Annotated in this window: 17 protein-coding genes and 2 pseudogenes; 14 read left to right on the forward strand and 5 right to left on the reverse strand. The window is 46.1% G+C overall.

What is annotated here, in order from left to right; all coding sequences use genetic code 11:
* Positions 1-29: 29 nt before the first annotated feature.
* Positions 30-1,562 (forward strand): PT dipeptide repeat lipoprotein, encoded by a 1,533-nt coding sequence (locus OC23_RS11175; protein ID WP_038344883.1) that lies wholly within the window; start codon positions 30-32, stop codon positions 1,560-1,562.
* 59 nt (positions 1,563-1,621) lie between these two features.
* On the opposite strand, the gene OC23_RS11180 is transcribed toward OC23_RS11175, so the two are convergent.
* Positions 1,622-2,557, reverse strand: a complete 936-nt coding sequence (locus OC23_RS11180; RefSeq protein ID WP_038344884.1) for a lauroyl acyltransferase — start codon at positions 2,555-2,557, stop codon at positions 1,622-1,624.
* A 127-nt stretch (positions 2,558-2,684) separates the two neighbouring features.
* On the opposite strand from OC23_RS11180, the pseudogene OC23_RS11185 reads away from it, so the two are divergent.
* Positions 2,685-3,211 (forward strand): annotated as a pseudogene (locus OC23_RS11185) (O-acetyl-ADP-ribose deacetylase).
* Between the two features lie 47 nt (positions 3,212-3,258).
* On the opposite strand, the gene OC23_RS11190 reads toward OC23_RS11185, so the two are convergent.
* The gene (locus OC23_RS11190; protein ID WP_038344885.1) at positions 3,259-5,172 is read right to left on the reverse strand and encodes an ATP-binding cassette domain-containing protein; all 1,914 of its coding nucleotides are present in this window, start codon (positions 5,170-5,172) and stop codon (positions 3,259-3,261) included.
* A gap of 32 nt (positions 5,173-5,204) precedes the next feature.
* On the opposite strand from OC23_RS11190, the gene OC23_RS11195 reads away from it, so the two are divergent.
* Positions 5,205-5,450: a SlyX family protein gene (locus OC23_RS11195; RefSeq protein ID WP_038344887.1), complete on the forward strand. Its 246-nt coding sequence runs from the start codon at positions 5,205-5,207 to the stop codon at positions 5,448-5,450.
* A 57-nt stretch (positions 5,451-5,507) separates the two neighbouring features.
* Here OC23_RS11195 and OC23_RS11200 read toward each other — a convergent pair whose 3' ends face one another.
* A complete protein-coding gene (locus tag OC23_RS11200; RefSeq protein WP_038344888.1) occupies positions 5,508-6,518 on the reverse strand; it encodes a zinc-binding alcohol dehydrogenase family protein in 1,011 nt (336 codons plus the stop codon).
* Between the two features lie 99 nt (positions 6,519-6,617).
* Between OC23_RS11200 and OC23_RS11205 the strand changes: the two genes are divergently transcribed.
* From OC23_RS11205 to OC23_RS18845, 9 genes and pseudogenes are all read left to right on the forward strand, one after another.
* A complete protein-coding gene (locus OC23_RS11205; RefSeq protein ID WP_038344889.1) occupies positions 6,618-6,980 on the forward strand; it encodes a winged helix-turn-helix transcriptional regulator in 363 nt (120 codons plus the stop codon).
* Positions 6,981-7,140: 160 nt separating this feature from the next.
* The gene (locus tag OC23_RS11210; protein WP_004774271.1) at positions 7,141-7,590 is read left to right on the forward strand and encodes a hypothetical protein; all 450 of its coding nucleotides are present in this window, start codon (positions 7,141-7,143) and stop codon (positions 7,588-7,590) included.
* A gap of 33 nt (positions 7,591-7,623) precedes the next feature.
* Positions 7,624-10,263 (forward strand): type I DNA topoisomerase, encoded by a 2,640-nt coding sequence (gene topA / locus OC23_RS11215; protein ID WP_038344890.1) that lies wholly within the window; start codon positions 7,624-7,626, stop codon positions 10,261-10,263.
* 26 nt (positions 10,264-10,289) lie between these two features.
* Positions 10,290-11,234: an NYN domain-containing protein gene (locus tag OC23_RS11220; RefSeq protein WP_038344891.1), complete on the forward strand. Its 945-nt coding sequence runs from the start codon at positions 10,290-10,292 to the stop codon at positions 11,232-11,234.
* Positions 11,235-11,339: 105 nt separating this feature from the next.
* Positions 11,340-12,098: a hypothetical protein gene (locus tag OC23_RS11225; RefSeq protein WP_038344892.1), complete on the forward strand. Its 759-nt coding sequence runs from the start codon at positions 11,340-11,342 to the stop codon at positions 12,096-12,098.
* A gap of 170 nt (positions 12,099-12,268) precedes the next feature.
* A complete protein-coding gene (locus OC23_RS11230; protein ID WP_038344893.1) occupies positions 12,269-12,841 on the forward strand; it encodes an HdeD family acid-resistance protein in 573 nt (190 codons plus the stop codon).
* 118 nt (positions 12,842-12,959) lie between these two features.
* Entirely contained in the window at positions 12,960-14,939 is a 1,980-nt protein-coding gene (locus OC23_RS11235; protein ID WP_038344895.1) for an ATP-dependent helicase, read from the forward strand.
* 63 nt (positions 14,940-15,002) lie between these two features.
* On the forward strand, positions 15,003-15,248 hold the full coding sequence (locus OC23_RS11240) for an RNA recognition motif domain-containing protein (protein ID WP_038344896.1): 246 nt from the start codon (positions 15,003-15,005) through the stop codon (positions 15,246-15,248).
* A 6-nt stretch (positions 15,249-15,254) separates the two neighbouring features.
* Positions 15,255-15,401 (forward strand): annotated as a pseudogene (locus tag OC23_RS18845) (ASCH domain-containing protein); the annotation flags it as partial.
* Between the two features lie 35 nt (positions 15,402-15,436).
* Here the strand turns inward: OC23_RS18845 and OC23_RS11245 are convergent.
* Positions 15,437-15,781 carry an EF-hand domain-containing protein gene (locus tag OC23_RS11245; protein ID WP_038344897.1) on the reverse strand — a complete coding sequence of 115 codons (345 nt, stop codon included), beginning with the start codon at positions 15,779-15,781 and terminating at the stop codon, positions 15,437-15,439.
* A gap of 84 nt (positions 15,782-15,865) precedes the next feature.
* Between OC23_RS11245 and OC23_RS11250 the strand changes: the two genes are divergently transcribed.
* Complete coding sequence (locus OC23_RS11250) at positions 15,866-16,369, forward strand: DUF6586 family protein (protein WP_005280620.1); 504 nt, start codon at positions 15,866-15,868, stop codon at positions 16,367-16,369.
* A gap of 112 nt (positions 16,370-16,481) precedes the next feature.
* On the forward strand, positions 16,482-16,760 hold the full coding sequence (locus tag OC23_RS11255) for a hypothetical protein (RefSeq protein WP_038344899.1): 279 nt from the start codon (positions 16,482-16,484) through the stop codon (positions 16,758-16,760).
* Positions 16,761-16,814: 54 nt separating this feature from the next.
* On the opposite strand, the gene OC23_RS11260 is transcribed toward OC23_RS11255, so the two are convergent.
* Complete coding sequence (locus OC23_RS11260; RefSeq protein ID WP_038344900.1) at positions 16,815-18,530, reverse strand: cation:proton antiporter; 1,716 nt, start codon at positions 18,528-18,530, stop codon at positions 16,815-16,817.
* Positions 18,531-18,736 lie beyond the last annotated feature (206 nt).

An 18,736-nucleotide genomic window follows, 5' to 3' on the forward strand; every position in this document is an offset into this window, starting at 1 on the left:
TGTGAAAAAATCACACAGAGGGTAAAACAATGAAAAATATATGGACACAACTGGCACTGAGCGTGACCTGTGCGGTACTGGTCGGATGTGGCTCGGATCATGATTCAGATTCAAAACCGACGCCCACACCCACACCTACACCAACGCCCACACCGACACCTACTCCTACGCCGACACCCACTCCCACGCCAACACCGACGCCCACTCCGGTTGTGGCTGATCGCTTTGTGGGCTCTTGGTTAACCGGCTTTTGCCATGAAGGACAACGTTCAAACCTGATCGTACATAAGACTTCGGACAATAGCGTGCGTTTTACTACAGAGACACGTCAGTTTGAAAAGGACGACTGTACCGGGGCAGTGGTTAAGAATTACGCCGTTGCCTCTGATGATGCCTTGATTACTGAAATTGCTGCGACAGAAAGTAGTGGCAGCACCACTGCAAACCGGGTGAAATATAGTGACCGCTATCGAAATGGCGTCGCCTCAGCTTATGCCTTTAAAGGGGATGGCATGTGTGCTGTCAATGAAAAAGCCAGTATTAAAGATATTCAGGCTTATATGGATGCGGTTGATCCATCTAAAGTCATTACCTGTTATACCCGCACCAATATCGAAGGGTATAGCCTGTTAAAACCGGCTGTTAAAACGGCCACTGCAAGTTACCGGCTCCTGGACAACCAGAGTTCTTTTGATGATTTCCTGGCGCAGGCCAATGAACAGGGACGTCAGGGCTTTGCCCTGGCCAGTACTTCTCTGGATGTCAAAAAAGCCAATAGTGACTTCCCTGAAGCTAAAAACTTATATATCAGGAATAATGAGTCGGCTGACACATATAGTTATAAAATCGCTGATGTAAATACCAATGTCGTGGCCAATGTCTATCTGTACTGGCTGGCCGAAATCAAAAAACAAGGTGAAGCCGGATTTGCCTACAAGTCCTCGCTAGGAGAGTCACCAAGCAATAACTATAAATATTTATTTGTAAAAAATGATAAAAAACCAGCGACTTATAGTTATGACAACCGGTTCTTGACCGATACCAGCCGCGCTAATATTCTGGCAGTATTTAACCAGCTCGGGGCTCAGGGCTGTAAGTTAATTTATGCGGGCAGTACCTTTACCCATAACGGTACAACCAATGGCACGTTTTATGTACCCACCTGTGTAAACAGCAGTACTCATAACGGTACTTATAGTTATCGCTATTTTGAAATGCCGAAAACTGCTGCGGGTTTCTATGAGGACAATCCAGCCAAGCTAGACCTGTTACTTAAGCAGCAGGCCGCAGAAGGTTATCACCTGATTGATAAGGATAATGCCATTGCATTCTTTAATACCAAAGGTTATTTATTTGAGCGTGACAGTGCCAGCACCACCCAGATTGAATCCAAGGTATTTAAGGAAGATGCAATCTATAAACTGGATTTACCGGGCGAGATTCAGAACCGTTTACAGGATCAGGGGAATCTGGGCTGGTTTATCAATGTGAAATTAGGTTCGGTATATAGTAACCAGCCCACCTATTACGATTTAAGTTCAGGCGTGATTTTCCCAAATTAAGTCTTGTTGTTTTATTAAAGAAAGAGCCGATTCATATCTATGGATCGGCTCTTTGTTGCTTAATAGACTTTTTCGTAACCTTCGGCTCTGGTTTTAAAACGACGGTGGAACCACATCCATTGCGTCGGTGCAATGCGCAGTTGAGCCTCAATAATCTGATTGACCCGAATCGCATCACCCACTTCATCTTCGCTTGGCATATTGTCCACAACCGGTTCAATCAGCACTTTGTATTGTGGATTACGTACATCACCGTAGCGATAAAAATATAGTGGAATTGCAACCGCTTTTGAAATTTTCAGCAAGCGGCGATGTGCTGTTACGGTCGCAGCGGGCACGCCAAAAAACGGGGCCATGACGCCTTGTTTCAGGCCGAAATCCTGATCCGGACTATACCAGATGGCGCCACCGTCTTTAAGGCGACGGATCAAGCTGCGCATGTCATCATGATCGATCTGGTGCTGATAGATGGTGGCCCGACCGCGATAAATCAGCATATCCAGCAATGGATTGTTTTGCGGGCGATAGACAACATCCGGCTCGAAGTATTGGGCACTGATATATCCGCCAGCATCGAGCAGGGTACTGTGCGTACCGAGGATTAAAATCCCTTTGCCCTGAGCCTGGGCTGCCTGAATATGTTCCAGTCCTTCAATGCTATGACGACCTTTAAACCATTGCGGGCAGTACCAGGCATTCAGGGTTTCAAAAACCCCCAGCATCATATCGACAAAAACTTGCTTGGCCTGAGCTTCGACTTCCGCAGGTGACCATTCTGGAAAACACAGCTCCAGATTACGCAGGGTAGTCTTGCGGCGAGACTTGAGTAAATGCCAGCATACAGCCGCCAGACCATGTGCCAGACGCCATTGAATGGCCCACGGGAGAATGGCCAGCAACATAAGAAAAGAAATGGCGATCCAGATTTTCCAGTATTTGGGTAATAAAAATTCCCATTGAAATTCGCCAGGTAGATAAGACTGTTTTTGGCTCATAAACGTAGTAAGTTGAATAACGTTGAATTTTGGAGCAGTGTAACATGAACAGCCTGAGACAACTTTAAATCCGGAACAAAAGCTCAAGACTCAGGTAAATCAATAAAGACAGTTTCAGGTGAGGGCAATGAAAGAGATCAAGATCATCAAAGCCGATATTACCCGGCTGGCTATGGATGCCATTGTTAATGCTGCCAATACCTCACTGCTGGGAGGCGGAGGGGTTGATGGTGCCATTCATCGAAAAGGGGGAGCAGCCATTTTGGCAGATTGCCAAAAAATCCGTGCCCAGCAGGGCGGCTGTGCGGTAGGCGAAGCCGTGGTGACCACAGCCGGGCAGTTGCCGGCACACTATGTCATCCATACTGTTGGCCCGGTCTGGGTAGATGGACAGCACGATGACCTTTATTATTGGAACATGCCTACCGCAACAGTTTTAAACTGGCTGAAGACCTGAAACTCGGATCTATTGCATTTCCCAACATTTCCACAGGTATTTATCGCTTTCCCAAACCACTGGCGGCTGAAATCGCCATGAGCACCATCTCTGAACAGTTAAAGCAAAGCCAGTCGGTACGAGAAGTGGTCTTTGTCTGTTTTGATGATGAAAATTTTAATATTTATCAGTCATTAAAAGAGAGTTTCAAGGTTTAATCCTGAATAGAGCATCTAGCCTGACCAGATAGATGCTCAGATCAGATTTAATTGCCTTTGCTGAGATTCTCTAGCTCATCCCAGCGCTCTAGCTTTTCAAGCAATAATTCGTCAATTTCTGCCAGACGCTGGCTTGCCGCTGTAGCAGCAGGGGCATCTGTCACAAACCACGAGCCGTCTGCCAGTTTTTCTGAAAGCTCGGCCTGCTCTGTTTCCAGTTGCTCGATCTCGGCAGGTAACTGTTCCAGTTCACGTTGATCTTTATAGCTAAGCTTGGCTTTTTTTGCAGCCGGCACTGTTGCTGCTGCGGCAGCCGCTTCAGCCTTGGCCTGCGCCTTTTTGACATCGCTCTTCTGGTCAACGACTTTCTGGTCAGGACGCTGTTCCAGATAGTCCTGATAGCCACCGATATATTCATCGATGTTGCCTTTGCCATCAAACACCCATGTTGAGGTGACCACGTTATCCATAAAGGCACGGTCATGCGAGATCAATAACAAGGTGCCTTTATATTCGGACAGCATTTCTTCCAGCAACTCAAGCGTCACCATATCCAGGTCATTGGTTGGCTCATCCATCACGATCAGGTTTGATGGCTTAAGTAACAATTTTGCGAGGAGAATACGGTTGCGTTCACCACCAGATAGGGCTTTTACCGGAGTACGGGCACGTTCCGGAGAGAACAGGAAGTCTTGCAAATAGCTATAGATATGACGACGGTTTCCATTGACATCGACAAAGTCCGAACCTTCGGAAACGTTTGCCATTACAGTTTTTTCAAGATCGAGTGCATTGCGTAACTGGTCAAAATAGGCGATCTCGAGTTGCGTCCCGGTCTTGACGGTACCGCCATGCTCGATTTCACCCAGAATTGCCTTGATCAGGGTGGTTTTACCAACCCCATTGTCACCCACCAGACCAATCCGGTCACCGCGCAACACAATGGCGGAGAAATCCTTGATCAATGGCTTGTGATCATAACTGACGCTGAGGTGCTCGATTTCAAAGACCAGTTTGCCCGAGCGATTGGCTTCCTGAGTGGCCATGCTGACCTTGCCTTGCTGGTAACGGCGTGCCTTGGATTCTTCACGTAACGCTTTTAAGGCACGGACACGGCCTTCATTACGGGTACGGCGGGCCTTAATCCCCTGACGTATCCAGGCTTCTTCCTCGGCCAGCTTTTTATCAAATAAGGCATTCTGTTTTTCTTCTGCTTCCATCTGCTGTGCTTTGAGGTCGAGGTAGCGCGAGTAGTTGCCTTCGTAGCTACGCAATGTTCCCCGATCCAGTTCGACAATACGCGTGGCAATGCTGTCAACAAATGAACGGTCATGCGAGATAAACAGCAGAGTCAGGTTGTTCTGGTCCAGCAAGAATTTTTCAAGCCATTCAATACTTTCCACATCCAGATGGTTGGTTGGCTCGTCCAGTAACAGCACGTCTGGCTGGGTCAGCAGGGCACGAGCCAATAATACACGGCGCTTACGTCCACCCGATAAATCTGCCAGGTCTGCATTCGGATCAAGTCCCATTTTACCTAAAATGGTATTGACCTTGTTTTCCAGTGCCCAGCCATCGAGCTGGTCCAGTTTGTGCTGCAGCATGCCCATACGGTCACAGGCTTCCATATCGCCTAACACGCAGGCATCGCTGGCCTCGTGATATTCCTTTAATACACTGGCTGCTGCACCTGCACCCTCAGCCACGATATCCGCAACTTTACCCGAGTCCATCGGGACATCCTGGGCTAACATGGATACTGTTAAACCATTTTGAATGGAAACTTCACCGTTATCGGGTAACAGGCTTCCCTCAATCAGTTTTAATAAAGTAGACTTACCTTCGCCATTACGACCAATTAAACAGACTCGTTCGCCACGTTCCAGGTTAAAGTTCGCGCCGTCGAGTAAGGCAGGTCCGCCAAATGCGAGATGGACATCCCTTAAAGTAATATAGGCCATAATGTTTCCTAAAAGTTCAGATGAGGTCTGAAATGACTAAACCACAAAATTTTGATGATCACGCGTCATTTTCCGCACCCATTGAAGATTTGCAAGTGCGAATTGCATTTTTGGATGATTTAGTTGAACAATTGAATCAGCAACTGGCCATCCAGACCCAGGAAATTGCCGATCTAAAAAAACAGATGCAACTGTTATATCGCCGGGTTGAAGCTTCAGATTTGTCAGACGGCATTGCACCCTTTGATCCGCTGAGTAACAAACCGCCGCATTATTAATAGCTCTTGCAGCAAGGCTGGGGGCATGACTGCAAGATTTAATGTAGATGTTGGCGTTTAAAAACGATGCAGCACAATTTTCCCTTTGGTTGTCCCGCTTTCGATTTGTTGGTGTACACGTTTTAGGTTTTCTGCATTGATTGGCGACAGTACCTGCGTCACGGTGGTTTTAATCTTTCCCTGATCAACCAAGTGCGCAACTTGATTCAAAAGTTGGCTCTGTTGGCTCATATCGTCAGTCTGGTACATCGAGCGGGTGAACATAAACTCCCAGTGAACCGAAACAGACTTTGATTTAAAAGGCTTAATGTCGAGTTTCTCGGGATCATCAATTAAACCGAAATGGCCTTGTGCTGCGATCAGTTCGGCAATATCAGCAAGATGCTGACCGGTTTGCGTGGTTGAAAATACATATAGCGGGGCACTCAAGCCGAGCTGCTGCATTTGTGGGGCTAATGCTTGTCGGTGATCCAGGACGTAATCAGCGCCCAACTGTTTTACCCATTCAGCAGTCTCTGGTCGAGATGCAGTACTGATGATGGTCAGGTTGGTTAACTGTTTAAGCAACTGAATGGTGATTGAACCGACCCCACCGGCACCGCCAATGATGAGGATGGAGGTATTTTCAGCCGCAGTCCGAGGCACTTGTAACCGGTCAAACAGCATTTCCCATGCGGTAATGGCAGTTAAAGGCAGCGCTGCTGCTTGGCTTGCATTGAGTGACTTCGGTTTATGCCCGACAATACGCTCGTCAACCAATTGTAATTCACTATTACTGCCCGGCCGGTCGAGAGCACCTGCATACCAGACTTGGTCACCGGTTTTGAACTGGGTGACTTGTTCGCCTATTGCCTCAACGACGCCGACCGCATCCCACCCCAGAATTTTCCACTGCTGATCTTCTGCGTTTTTATTGTTCCTGATTTTGGTATCGACCGGATTAACCGAAACAGCTTGCACACGAACCAGTAAATCATGTCCATGTGCAACAGGTGAGTCGATCTCAATGTCGACAAGTGCATCGTCTAGATGAATTGCACCTGCCTTTTGGTATGCCACAGCTTTCATGGTTTTGCTTCCACTTGATTGGAATCCCAGCATAACTTAAGCTTGATTTTGGTGACTACAGACAAATAACGCTCATAGTGTCAAAAAGGATACTGTAAAATGGCAAAAATGCGACATTCGAGTTTTGATTGTTCTCCGGGCTGTGCCGTCGAAGCCGCCATCAGTCTGATTGATGGTAAATGGAAGTGTGTCATTCTCTGGCATTTATTCAATGAGGGTACCTTGCGCTTTAATGAAATCCGCAAGCGTGTCCCGAGTATTACACAGAGAATGTTAACCAATCAGCTACGCGAATTAGAACAAGATGGCATTCTACATCGCGAGGTCTATCCTCAGGTGCCTCCAAAAGTTGAATATTGTTTAACGGATTTAGGCCGTAGTCTGGAACAGATTATTGTTGCATTGAAAAATTGGGGCGATGCACATCTTGACCAATTCGGAAAATTAACCCTGACCGAATAAAGTCGTCGTGTTAAATGCATTGTACGTTTTAGGCTGCTGACCTCCTAAAAAAGGGAGACTTAAAAGGCTTGAGTTGAATACAAGATTATTTTTTACGTTGTAACTTGCCTTTTGGATTCAAGTTATGTAACGCTAATAAAAGGACGTTTTGGGCAACTTTATGAGTAATATTGGAATTTGGATCACAGTTGCGATTGTACTGTTCGTACTGGGCTCGATTTTTGGCTTACGTGTCAGTCCGCGAGAAAAGGCATTGGGCATGATGCGTGACCAGGCACGAAAAATGGGACTACATCCACGCTTGATCGCGGCACCCGAATGGACAAAAATTCCAATGGCATCGGAAAAGCGTGCCAGTATGGTGGCTTATTACAGTGTCCTGATTCCAGATGCCCGTTTGCCGCTAATGCGTGCAAGGGTGGTCGATGGCAAGCTTCAGGTAGTGCAGGGTGATCAGAAATTTAATGATTTAACCATTGCATTAAAAGGAGTTTATGCTATTGATATGCAGGCAAACTGTGTTGGCCTGTATTGGGATGAAGAAACTGACTTAAAAGCCACACAGCTTGAACAGATAAAAACTTACCTACATGAATTGGCTCAACGCTAATTTATTGATTGAACAAAGGAAAAACGATTTATTATGGCGAAAACTCCACGCTCTGCTTCAGAAAGCACAGCAGCTTCCGCATCTGCTGCAAAGAAACGTGCCTTAGTGATTGTGGAGTCGCCTGCAAAAGCGAAAACAATTAATAAATATCTAGGTTCACAGTTTGTGGTGAAGTCGTCGGTCGGTCATGTCCGTGATTTACCCACAGGTGGCGGGGCGAAATCGGCTGAAAAGAAGCCGGCAACGCGTGTCAAACTGACCGAGCAGCAAAAGGCGGAAAAAGCACAGACGGCTCTCATCAACCGTATGGGAGTAGACCCTGAACATGACTGGATTGCCCATTATGAAGTGCTGCCAGGCAAAGAACATGTGGTTGCCGAACTGAAAAAACTCGCTAAGGATGCCGATGCCATCTATCTCGCAACGGATTTGGATAGAGAAGGGGAAGCCATTGCCTGGCATTTAAGAGAAGTGATTGGCGGCGATGACAGCCGTTACCATCGTGTGGTCTTTAACGAGATTACCAAAAATGCCATTCAGGAAGCCTTTAAACAGCCAACACGCCTCGATCTGAACCGTGTCAATGCACAACAGGCACGTCGTTTCCTTGACCGTGTGGTGGGCTTTATGGTGTCGCCATTGCTATGGGAAAAGATTGCCCGTGGCTTGTCGGCAGGCCGTGTACAATCGGTTGCGGTCAAGCTGGTGGTCGAGCGTGAACGTGAAATCCGTGCCTTTATCCCGGAAGAATACTGGCAGGTGTTTGCAGATACCTTGTCGAAAAAAGATGACATCCGTCTGGAAGCGGTGAAACAGGCCGGTAAGACACTTAAGCTCAAGAATAAAGTAGAAACAGATGCCTTGCTTAATGTCTTAAAAGATGCCGAATATAAAGTGGCATTACGCGAAGATAAACCGACCAAGGTAAATCCTAGTGCCCCTTATATCACTTCAACCCTGCAGCAGGCGGCAAGTACCCGTCTGGGTTTCTCTGTGAAGAAAACCATGATGCTGGCGCAGCGTTTGTATGAAGGCGGTTTTATTACCTACATGCGTACCGACTCCACCTTCCTGAGCGATGATGCCGTGAATATGGTACGTCAGCATATCCAGCAGAATTTTGGAGATAAGTATTTACCGGCCAAACCGAACCGCTATGGCAATAAAGCAGGCGCGCAAGAAGCCCATGAAGCGATTCGCCCGTCTGATGTCGGACTGACCGGTGACAAGCTGGCAGGTATCGAACGTGATGCCCAGCGTTTATATGATTTGATCTGGCGCCAGTTTGTGGCGTGTCAGATGACACCAGCAGAATATTTGTCTTCGACCTTGACAGTTGAAGCCGCAAATGTCGAGTTAAAGGCCAAAGGCCGTACTTTAGTGTTTGACGGTTTTACCCGTGTGCGCGGTGCCAACAAATCCGATGATGATGTGTTGCTGCCAGCAGTAAAAGTGGGTGAAGTGCTCAAGTTGGAAAAACTTGATCCAAGCCAGCATTTTACCAAACCACCGGCACGTTTTACCGAAGCCTCTTTGGTGAAAGAACTTGAGAAAAAAGGCATTGGCCGTCCATCGACCTATGCTGCGATTATTTCAACTATCCAGGAACGTGGTTATGTGAAGCTGGAAAACCGTCGTCTCTTTGCCGAGAAGATGGGCGAGATCGTGACCGATCGTCTCGATGAAAGCTTTAACAACCTGATGAACTATGCCTTCACCGCAGATCTGGAAGGTCAGCTTGACCGTGTAGCAACAGGCGAGCGTAACTGGAAAGAGCTATTAGACACTTTCTACGGTGACTTTAAAAAGCGTTTGACCAATGCCCAGGGCGAAAGCGGCATGCGCCGTAACCAGCCGGTTGAAGTGCCTGATGTGCAATGCCCTGAATGTTCACGCCCCATGCAGGTACGTACCGGAACCACTGGTGTATTCCTGGGCTGTTCAGGCTATAACCTGCCACCGAAAGAGCGCTGTAAGGGTACACTGAATTTAACTCCAGTCGAATCTCTGGCAGCGTTGTCGGATGATGATGGTGCTGAAACGGCTGACCTGATGTCAAAACATCGTTGCCCTAAATGCGGTACGGCGATGGACAGCTATGTGGTCGATGGCGGCCGTAAACTGCATGTCTGTGGTAATAATCCGGATTGTGACGGTTACGAAGTCGAAGAAGGCGAATTCAAGATCAAGGGCTATGACGGGCCAACCATTCCATGTGATAAATGTGATGGCGAAATGCAGTTGAAAACGGGGCGTTTTGGCCCGTACTTTGCCTGCTCAAGCTGTGACAATACCCGCAAGGTCTTGAAAAATGGCCAGCCTGCGCCACCACGGGTTGACCCAATCAAGATGGAACATATCCGTTCAACCAAACACGATGATTTCTTTGTGTTACGTGACGGTGCGGCAGGTCTATTCCTGGCAGCCAGCAAGTTCCCGAAAATCCGTGAAACACGTGCACCGAAAGTAGCCGAATTGCGTAGTGTGGCGGAACAGCTTGATCCGAAGTATCAATTCCTGCTGCAAGCGCCAGATGTTGATCCTGAAGGCAACCCAACCGTGGTGAAATTCAGCCGTAAAAACCAGTCACAGTATGTGGGTTCTGAAACGGCTGAAGGCAAGCAGACCAAATGGAGTCTGGTATATCAGGATGGGAAATGGGTAGACGGTTAAAAGATTTTTAACCACGGGTTGAATAAATGGATTTAAGACCTAAAAAACTTGCAGTACTTATTGATGCGGATAACTCTTCTGTAAACTCAATAGAGTCAGTTCTAGAGGAAGTTGCAAAATATGGTATTGCAAGTGTAAAAAGAGTGTATGGTGATTGGAGTAGTGATACATTAAAAAAATGGCGTGATGTATTGTTACCTCATGCCATAACACCAGTACAGCAATTTGCCTATACAACTGGTAAAGATGCTACAGATATGATTCTCATTATTGATGCAATGGATTTATTATATGGTGGGGCATTAGATGGTTTTTGTATCGTTTCTAGTGATAGCGATTTTACGCCATTAGCCTCGAGGATTAGAGAAAGTGGTTTAACTGTTTATGGTTTTGGGCGGAAAAAAACACCAGAGTCTTTTAAAAAAGCATGTGATAAATTTATTTTTGTTGAAAATCTTTCTGAAGAGGAAGAGATAAAACAACATACTATAAAGAAAAATGATGAGAAAGAAATAAAGACGGAGCGATCGCCACTAGAGTTAGATAAATATACGCTTAATTTGATTTATAAGGCTGTGAAAGAGAATGCTGATGACAGTGGTTGGGCCTACCTTGGATTGGTGGGTAGCTATATCACAAATGTAAAGCCTGATTTTGACACTAGAAACTATCATCATGATAAACTATCAAGTTTAATAAATGCCTTGAATTTATTTGAAATAAAAATGAAAGGCAGTCAGATGTATTTAAGGAAACGTAGTTTCAGTACTTTTGTTAAGTTTGTGCAGAAGGCAATTAATCAGCATAGTAATATGGAGGGGTGGGCTGAGATAAAACATATTATCGAAATTCTGCAGAAATCGGATTTTAATCTTCATAATTATGAAGATGCAATAAACTCAATTCATAATGGATGGATTGAGTTTTCAGTTAATGGCCAGATGATAAAAGTTTCTAAATTAATGCCATAATAAAACCATAAAAATTATAATGTTATTAAAGTATTGTACCTATTTTGTCGAAGCATCATACCTTAATTAACTATGAGTCTAATTTTAACGTCTTGGGGAAATAGGATGTGGAAAAATATCCGGGTTGCGATCTTGCTGGCCATATTGCTGGTGGTCGCCATAAATGCCTATCGTGATCAGAATCAGGACTGGAACCGGCCGGTTCATATTTTATTGCATCCGATCAATGCCGATGGCCGAGCCAGCACACAACAGTATATTCAGCAGTTACAGCAAGATGACTTTGCCGAGGTCAAGCACTATCTGGAAAAAAATAGCCAGCAGTATCGTGGGCAAAGCAGCTACTTCATAATTCAGATTGGGCGGGAACTGCAACAAACACCCCCGAAGATGGCTGAACAGCCGAGTATCTTGAATAATATTGTATGGAGCCTGAAGTTCAGGTTTTATGCATGGCAGCAGCATCAGTCAAAAGATGGTTCGCCAAGTTTGACGCTATATCTGAATTATTATGATCCGAAGCAGCGCAGGGAGCTGAAGCATTCAACCGCACTGGAGCGAGGACGGATTGGTTCGGTCAATCTATTTGCTTCACCCAAACAGGCGGCACAAAACAATGTAGTGCTGGTACATGAATTACTGCATGGTTTTGGCGCAACCGACAAATATAATTTGAGTAATGGCGAACCGATTTTTCCGGCTGGCTATGCACAAGCAGATCGGCAGCCTCTGTATCCACAAATACAGGCAGAGATCATGGGAGGGCGCATCCCTCTTTCAGCAGTGCAGAGTAAAATGCCAAATGACCTGAATGAAACCATGATCGGTGTTTTAACGGCTACAGAAGTGGGATGGGTCAAGTAATCTGTGGATAAGTCCGGATTTATCCATAACTTAAAATAGAAGCAGCAAAAGCGCATATAAAACACAATTTTTCTGACATTCCGTCATTAATTTTCAACATGCCTTATACAGAATTGGGCAGTAAATAGGCTCAATATAGCCATATAACATTGAAGATAAAAGAGTAAATAATGATGAAAACAGTGGGTAATGACCTGATTCGCAATCAGCTCCATGCTGATCGTAAATGGTATCTGCTATTAGGCGTGTTACTGGTTATTTTTGGCTTGGTTCTTTTAGCTGCGCTACCATTCGCCACCTTGTCTGCCGTACTTTTATTTGGCGTCTTGATGATGCTGGGCGGCGTTTTGCATTTTATTGCTGCATTTACCGTGTTTAAAGGCGGTACGCGCTGGCTGTGGGCCTTATTCGGTGTGCTGTATCTGGTGGCGGGTTATTTTGCCTTTACCACACCGGTCATCACTGCGGTGGTGCTCACCAGTTTTCTGGCCATTGCCCTGATCATTGCGGGCATTATCCGTACCGTGAATGCATTTATCCTGCGACCGGTTTCAGGCTGGGGCTGGGTGCTGTTCTCTGGCATATTAACCCTGCTTACCGGGATTCTGATCCTGTCATCGCCTGATTCACCATTTTGGGTACTGGGCATGTTCCTGGCAATCGATATTTTATTCCAGGGCATTAACTATCTGAGTTTTGCAGGCGCAATCAAGCAATTGCCGCATAGCTCAACCACGGTTTAATTGACCATGTTAAAATTTTTGAGCATGCGCAGGGCATGCTCTTTTTGTTTTGTTGCAAGAAACATTTACATGGCTTTAGTCTGTTAAAATATCGATTCGTTTTTAACTGACCGATTGTATGACGCTTGCCAAGCTAATTGATGAACTGAATCCGCAACAGAAACAGGCTGCCACCACGACTGCACAAAACTGTCTGGTTCTGGCAGGGGCCGGATGTGGTAAAACCAAAACCATTGTGGCGAGATCGGCATATTTAATTGATCAGGGCTTGCCTGCGCAGCAGATCCAGATCCTGACCTTTACCCGTCGGGCTGCAAGCGAAATCGTGACCCGTGTCGAGCAGCATATGGGGGCACAGGCCAAGGGCTTGCGTGCTTCGACCTTTCACACCTTTTGCATGTATTTGTTACGTCGTAATCCGCGCGCCTTTGGCCTGATCCAGTTCAGCATTATTGACCGTGATGACCAGTTGCTGATGTTCCGTTTATTGCGTGGCAAGGATAAAGGCAATGTGTTGCCCAAAGCGGCTGAGTTATGTGATCTGTATTCTTATGCCCGTAATACCAAGACCAAACTTTCAGATGCTTTATTGCAGCAGTTACCGCAAGCAGTTGAGTACAAGGCGCAAATTGCAGAGCTGATGCAAGCCTATGAACAGCGTAAGCAAGAGCGCAATTTTCTCGACTATGATGACATCCTGTCGATTGTGGCTGTGCATTTGCAAAACTCACCCGAACTGGTGCAATGGGTCACGGGTTTCTGTTCAGCGCTGCTGGTTGATGAAATGCAGGACACCAATCCGTTGCAATGGGCGTTGCTGCAACCCTTGGTCGGCAAGGTCAAACTGTTTTGTGTCGGTGATGATGCACAATCGATTTATGGCTTCCGCGGCGCGGATTTTGAAAATATTCATCATTTCAAAGAGCGTGTTCCTGATGCGCAAGTGCTGACGCTGGAAATGAACTATCGTTCCACGCAGGGGATTCTGGATTTATCCAACTGGTTACTGGCGCAAAGTCCGATTGAGTATGACAAACATCTGCAAGCCTATCGCGGTAAGGGCCTAAAGCCTCAGTTGCATATCCTGAGCAATGAGTTTGAAGAAGCGAACTGGATTATTCAGGATTTAAATCGCCGGCATATGCAAGGCGCGGCGTGGGCGGAGCATATGGTGCTGTTACGTTCAGGTTTTAGTGGGCGTTATCTGGAAGGCGCCCTGATTGCTGCCAATATTCCCTACCGTTTTATTGGCGGGGTGAAATTGCTGGAATCGGCGCATGTCAAGGATGTATTGAGTCTGCTCCGTGTCAGTGTCAATCCGCAGGATGATCTGGCCTGGATGCGCTTTTTAACACTCTGGGATGGTGTCGGCGATGTCGGTGCCAGCAAACTGGCTCAGGAACTGATTCAACTGCCTGACATTGAGGCACGTTGCCAGCGTTTGGAGCGTCATGGCAAAGTACCTCAGCAAGCCATCCTGATCCTGATGCAGCTGGATGTATTGCAGCAACATGTCGAAGCCTGCATTGGGCTGGCGCTGGATGCCCTGAGTGAACAGCTGGAAAATAACTATAAAACCAAAGACTGGGGGCGCCGGGTCAAGGATTTTGATCTGGTCAAGCAACTGGCACGTAAACACAGTTCTCTCGGCGAGTTTCTGGAGGAATATGTACTCGATCCAATCTCGGTTTCAGAAATTGATAAAACCCCAGATCAGGACCTGGTGACGCTGATTACGATCCATTCGGCGAAAGGTGCCGAGCAGAAAGTCTGTTATGTGCCGCATGTCTCGCCAACACAGTATCCGCATGCACGGGCACAGGGCGATTTTGACGATGTGGAGGAAGAGCGCCGTGTGCTGTATGTGGCCTTGACCCGTGCCGAGAATGAACTCATTTTGACGAAACAGAATTTAAATTTGTGGGCACATGATCAGTATGATGAGCTTGGCCGTAAAATAGAAAGTTATTTTCTCAATGATTTACCTCAACATTTGGTCGATATTCAAATCCACCGTGATATTCCGCGTGCTTATGGGCAAGCCAGTCGCTCGCGTTCGAGTGCAATCAATTTAGGTTTTGGCATCGATTTGGATTAAACTACCCGGATTCAATTGTTTTGATTTGCCAGTTTGCTGGTGAATCATATTTTAGGTTTTAGCATGAAAATTTTAGTTCGTAATTTAGATCGTAGCGTGACCGAAGCAGAAGTGCTCGACTTATTTAAAGCCTATGGCAAAGTCGAGTCGTGTGTGGTGGTCAAAGATGCTGAAACAGGAAAATCGAAAGGCTTTGGATTTGTAGAGATGCCAAATCCGCGTGAAGCGATTAAAGCGGTAAAAGGCTTAAACACCTTGAAAGTAAAAGGCTATGGCATCCGTGTGAAAATTGCGGAAGATAAAGCTTAATTCTGTATGTTAAAGCAATATACCGCTTTATCGGTTGTTGCTCAAAATGCCGGGCGAATTGTGCAAGGTCAGAAAACCTTGGAAGTTCGCTCATGGCATCCTGAGGTATTGCCTTTAAAAGATGTAGTAATTGTCGAGAATCAAAACTTTATCTGCTCGAGCTGGGCATTGAGTAACTTGTTTTCGCTTTATTTACCCCATGTTTGTCCCCAACCCTGACAAGGGTTGATGAAATAGCCATAGATATTGGTGATTTCTTGTTGGTCGATTAAGCCATTATGATCCTGATCGAGTGCTTTAAAAATCTTTATGCGTTTACGGTCGAGCGGGAAAAATTGTTTTTGCCAGGAGACAGGTTGATCTTTTAGTTCAATGAGTTTTGTCCATTCATTTTGATCAATCATTTGATCTCGGTTGAGATCATAATCGACATAGAGTTTTTCCCAGTCCAAACCAGTAGGTTCACAGCTATAAGCGGTTGAAATGGCCATACAGCATATAAAGCTCAGGATGGCTTGTTGAATATGACGCATGGGCTGGCTCAAAAGATATTGATTTTATCATTAAAGCATTTAATCTTAAGCTATCCAAGAGAAAGGATTTTGAAGGAAAAGATTATGTCCCGTGTTGCTCGTTATCATGCAGATCGTACCAACCAAAAACTGTATTTTGCCCGTCTTGCATGTCAACAAGCTGAACAGACAGAACATATCCAGCAGGCACAAGCCTATCGTGAAGCTGCTGTTTTCCATCTGCATGGCGCAATTCTGGCATTTTTACAGGAGCTGGTGCGTTACTATCGCCTGAATGATTTACAGCCGACCTTTAAGTCAATTGAAGAACATATGGCAGACAAAGGTCAGGTCTCTCCCGAGATTCAGGTATTACAGCAACTGGCAAAAGACGGTTTTGTTGCAGAACTAAAACGTGCCTACCGGATGTGCCAGTATGCACCCGAGCCCTCTGCACCAGAACCTGAAAATGAAACTTCTTCCAATCTGATTATCAAGGTGACACAAAGCCCACAGGCCTGGTTGCCTGATGCCAAAATCTTGCGGGAATGGCATCGTGAATTAAGTCACTTAATTGATGGTTTTCGTAATGAAATGGTGGAGTTCTAAGTCAAAACTTTAATGTGACTTGAAATCTGGTCTATCAGTACTTATATAAATAAGACGTGAGAGCGCAAAGTATCCGATACTTTGCCACCATGTTGAAACATGGAGAAAATTTATGTCAATGCAACAGTTAAAAGAACTATTTGGTAATCAGGAAGCAATTCTTGAACTGGTTCAACTCGAAGGTGGTGAGCTTGCTTTGCGCAATGCCGGTTCTGAAAATGAGCCTTTGGTCAAAATACAGTTTAGTGAAGAAGTGAAAGCGATTCTGGGCGACCAGACGCCAACCGTGGCGCAGCATATGATTCAGGCCGCTTTGTTTGGATTGCTGGAAAAGCAGGTGAATCAGTGGCAGGCAGAAGTCGTAGACGAGCAGCCGACCCATTTTAGTTAATCCTGAAAGATAAAAAGCGTACACGAGGTACGCTTTTTTGTTTTGAGAAATTTCTTAATGTGCTTCGGTCTGATGCGCGAGTTCGATCTGATTGAGGATATGATGGCTCATATTCTTGGCCATTTCTTCTTTGGCATAGAACACTTCACCAATATTTTCCTCACGGATCACAGCCGCTTCTTCTTTACTCTCTGCACAGATCAGTACCTGAATCTCCGGATTAAGCTGTTTGGAAATATCCACGATACGATGAATGTCGAGAATATCCATCGGTGAAATCACCAGCAGGCGGGCATGCTGGATATGTGCCTGAATCAGTACATTCGGTTCGGTGGCTTCACCGCTGACCGCTGCAATTCCGCGATCACGCAATTTTTCTACGATCTCCCGGTTTTCTTCCGCAATCACCACTTTGATATTTTGTTGCATCAGGTTTTCACTGATACGGCGACCAACACCACCATATCCGATAATCACCACCTGATCGCGCAGGTAAGCCTGATCTACCTCATCTGGAAGCATTGCCAGCGGGTCGCCACTACGTTCCAGTAAGCGGGCCAAATGCGAGCGTTCTCGTATCCAGCGCTGAACAGGTTCAATCGCCGAGAACACAAATGAATTCAGGGTAATTGAAAATAATGCGCCTGCCAGTATCAGGTTCTGGGCATCAGGCGTCAGCAAGCCAAGTGACAAACCGAGTGTCGCCAGAATAAAGGAGAATTCTCCGATTTGCGCCAGACTTGCACCTACCGTTAAAGCAGTATTGATTGGATAGCGGAAGAAAAGTACTAATGCCATTGCGGCCAGGGTCTTGCCCACCATAATGATGGCAACCACCGCTAAAATCTTTAAGGGAGCTTCGACCAGGATACTTGGGTCGAATAACATGCCGACCGAAACGAAGAATAAAATCGAGAAGATTTCACGTAAGGGCAGGGTCTCTTCTTCAGCACGGTGACTGAAGTCGGACTCTTTGACCACCATCCCGGCAAAGAAAGCGCCCAGCGCCATAGATACGCCAAATACTGCATAGGAACCATAGGCAATGGATACCGCAGCTGCCACCACGGTCAGGGTAAAGAGCTCTCGGGAACCCAGACGTGCCACAAACTGCATGATCATCGGGACCAGACGTTTACCAATAATCAGCATGAAGGCAATAAAGCCGGTGACTTTAAGCAGGGTAATGCCAATGGTGAGCCAGATGCTTTGGGACGTATCCGTACCCGGCAGGGCCTGTCCACCCAGTAATACTGCTGTGGCAGGGAGCAGAACCAGCGCCAGTACCATGACCAGATCTTCAACCAGTAGCCAGCCAACGGCAATTTTTCCATTGACGGAATCGAGCAGACCACGATCTCCCAACGCTTTAAGCAGTACCACAGTACTGGCACACGATAAGCTGAGGCCAAAGATCAATGCTGAACCAAAACTCCAGCCCCAGTACATGGTTACCCCGATGCCGAGCAAGGTCGCTACTGCAATCTGCAAGATCGCCCCGGGAAGGGCAATGCGCCGAACCTGTAGCAGGTCTTTCAGGGAGAAATGCATGCCCACACCAAACATGAGGAACATCACTCCCAGCTCAGCCAGTTGATTGGCAAGCTGGATATCACCCACAACACCGGGGGTATTGGGACTAATAATAATGCCGGCAACGAGATAGCCAATCAGCGGCGGCAGGCGTAGACGTGCTGCGATATAGCCAAAAACCAGGGCCATACCAAAACCAACGGCAAGTAATATAATTAAATCAACATCATGTGGCATCGGAGCTCCTTAATCGTTGCGGTTAAGGTAGAAAGAAACGAGCATAAAACATGCCAAGAAAACAGTGAATAAATTGTAACAACTAAAATCGAATTTGTTGATGATAATTTTTTTAATTATCAAAAAAAATTATGTAAGCCATTTATTCCGTTGTTTTGTTATTTATACCGTTTTTTGCAGGCAAAAAAAAAGGCTTCCAAGGAAGC

The sequence above is a fragment of the Acinetobacter sp. A47 genome, from assembly GCF_000805455.1.
Classification (GTDB): Bacteria; Pseudomonadota; Gammaproteobacteria; order Pseudomonadales; family Moraxellaceae; genus Acinetobacter.

What these genes read in the sequence shown, in the direction of transcription:
- OC23_RS11245 (WP_038344897.1), bottom strand. Translation starts at nt 15,781, where the DNA reads ATGCGTCATATTCAACAAGCCATCCTGAGCTTTATATGCTGTATGGCC.
- OC23_RS11195 (WP_038344887.1), top strand. Translation starts at nt 5,205, where the DNA reads ATGACTAAACCACAAAATTTTGATGATCACGCGTCATTTTCCGCACCC.
- OC23_RS11205 (WP_038344889.1), top strand. Translation starts at nt 6,618, where the DNA reads ATGGCAAAAATGCGACATTCGAGTTTTGATTGTTCTCCGGGCTGTGCC.
- OC23_RS11180 (WP_038344884.1), bottom strand. Translation starts at nt 2,557, where the DNA reads ATGAGCCAAAAACAGTCTTATCTACCTGGCGAATTTCAATGGGAATTT.
- OC23_RS11230 (WP_038344893.1), top strand. Translation starts at nt 12,269, where the DNA reads ATGATGAAAACAGTGGGTAATGACCTGATTCGCAATCAGCTCCATGCT.
- OC23_RS11200 (WP_038344888.1), bottom strand. Translation starts at nt 6,518, where the DNA reads ATGAAAGCTGTGGCATACCAAAAGGCAGGTGCAATTCATCTAGACGAT.
- OC23_RS11210 (WP_004774271.1), top strand. Translation starts at nt 7,141, where the DNA reads ATGAGTAATATTGGAATTTGGATCACAGTTGCGATTGTACTGTTCGTA.
- OC23_RS11240 (WP_038344896.1), top strand. Translation starts at nt 15,003, where the DNA reads ATGAAAATTTTAGTTCGTAATTTAGATCGTAGCGTGACCGAAGCAGAA.
- OC23_RS11190 (WP_038344885.1), bottom strand. Translation starts at nt 5,172, where the DNA reads ATGGCCTATATTACTTTAAGGGATGTCCATCTCGCATTTGGCGGACCT.
- OC23_RS11220 (WP_038344891.1), top strand. Translation starts at nt 10,290, where the DNA reads ATGGATTTAAGACCTAAAAAACTTGCAGTACTTATTGATGCGGATAAC.
- OC23_RS11255 (WP_038344899.1), top strand. Translation starts at nt 16,482, where the DNA reads ATGTCAATGCAACAGTTAAAAGAACTATTTGGTAATCAGGAAGCAATT.
- OC23_RS11260 (WP_038344900.1), bottom strand. Translation starts at nt 18,530, where the DNA reads ATGCCACATGATGTTGATTTAATTATATTACTTGCCGTTGGTTTTGGT.
- OC23_RS11175 (WP_038344883.1), top strand. Translation starts at nt 30, where the DNA reads ATGAAAAATATATGGACACAACTGGCACTGAGCGTGACCTGTGCGGTA.
- OC23_RS11250 (WP_005280620.1), top strand. Translation starts at nt 15,866, where the DNA reads ATGTCCCGTGTTGCTCGTTATCATGCAGATCGTACCAACCAAAAACTG.
- topA (WP_038344890.1), top strand. Translation starts at nt 7,624, where the DNA reads ATGGCGAAAACTCCACGCTCTGCTTCAGAAAGCACAGCAGCTTCCGCA.
- OC23_RS11235 (WP_038344895.1), top strand. Translation starts at nt 12,960, where the DNA reads ATGACGCTTGCCAAGCTAATTGATGAACTGAATCCGCAACAGAAACAG.
- OC23_RS11225 (WP_038344892.1), top strand. Translation starts at nt 11,340, where the DNA reads ATGTGGAAAAATATCCGGGTTGCGATCTTGCTGGCCATATTGCTGGTG.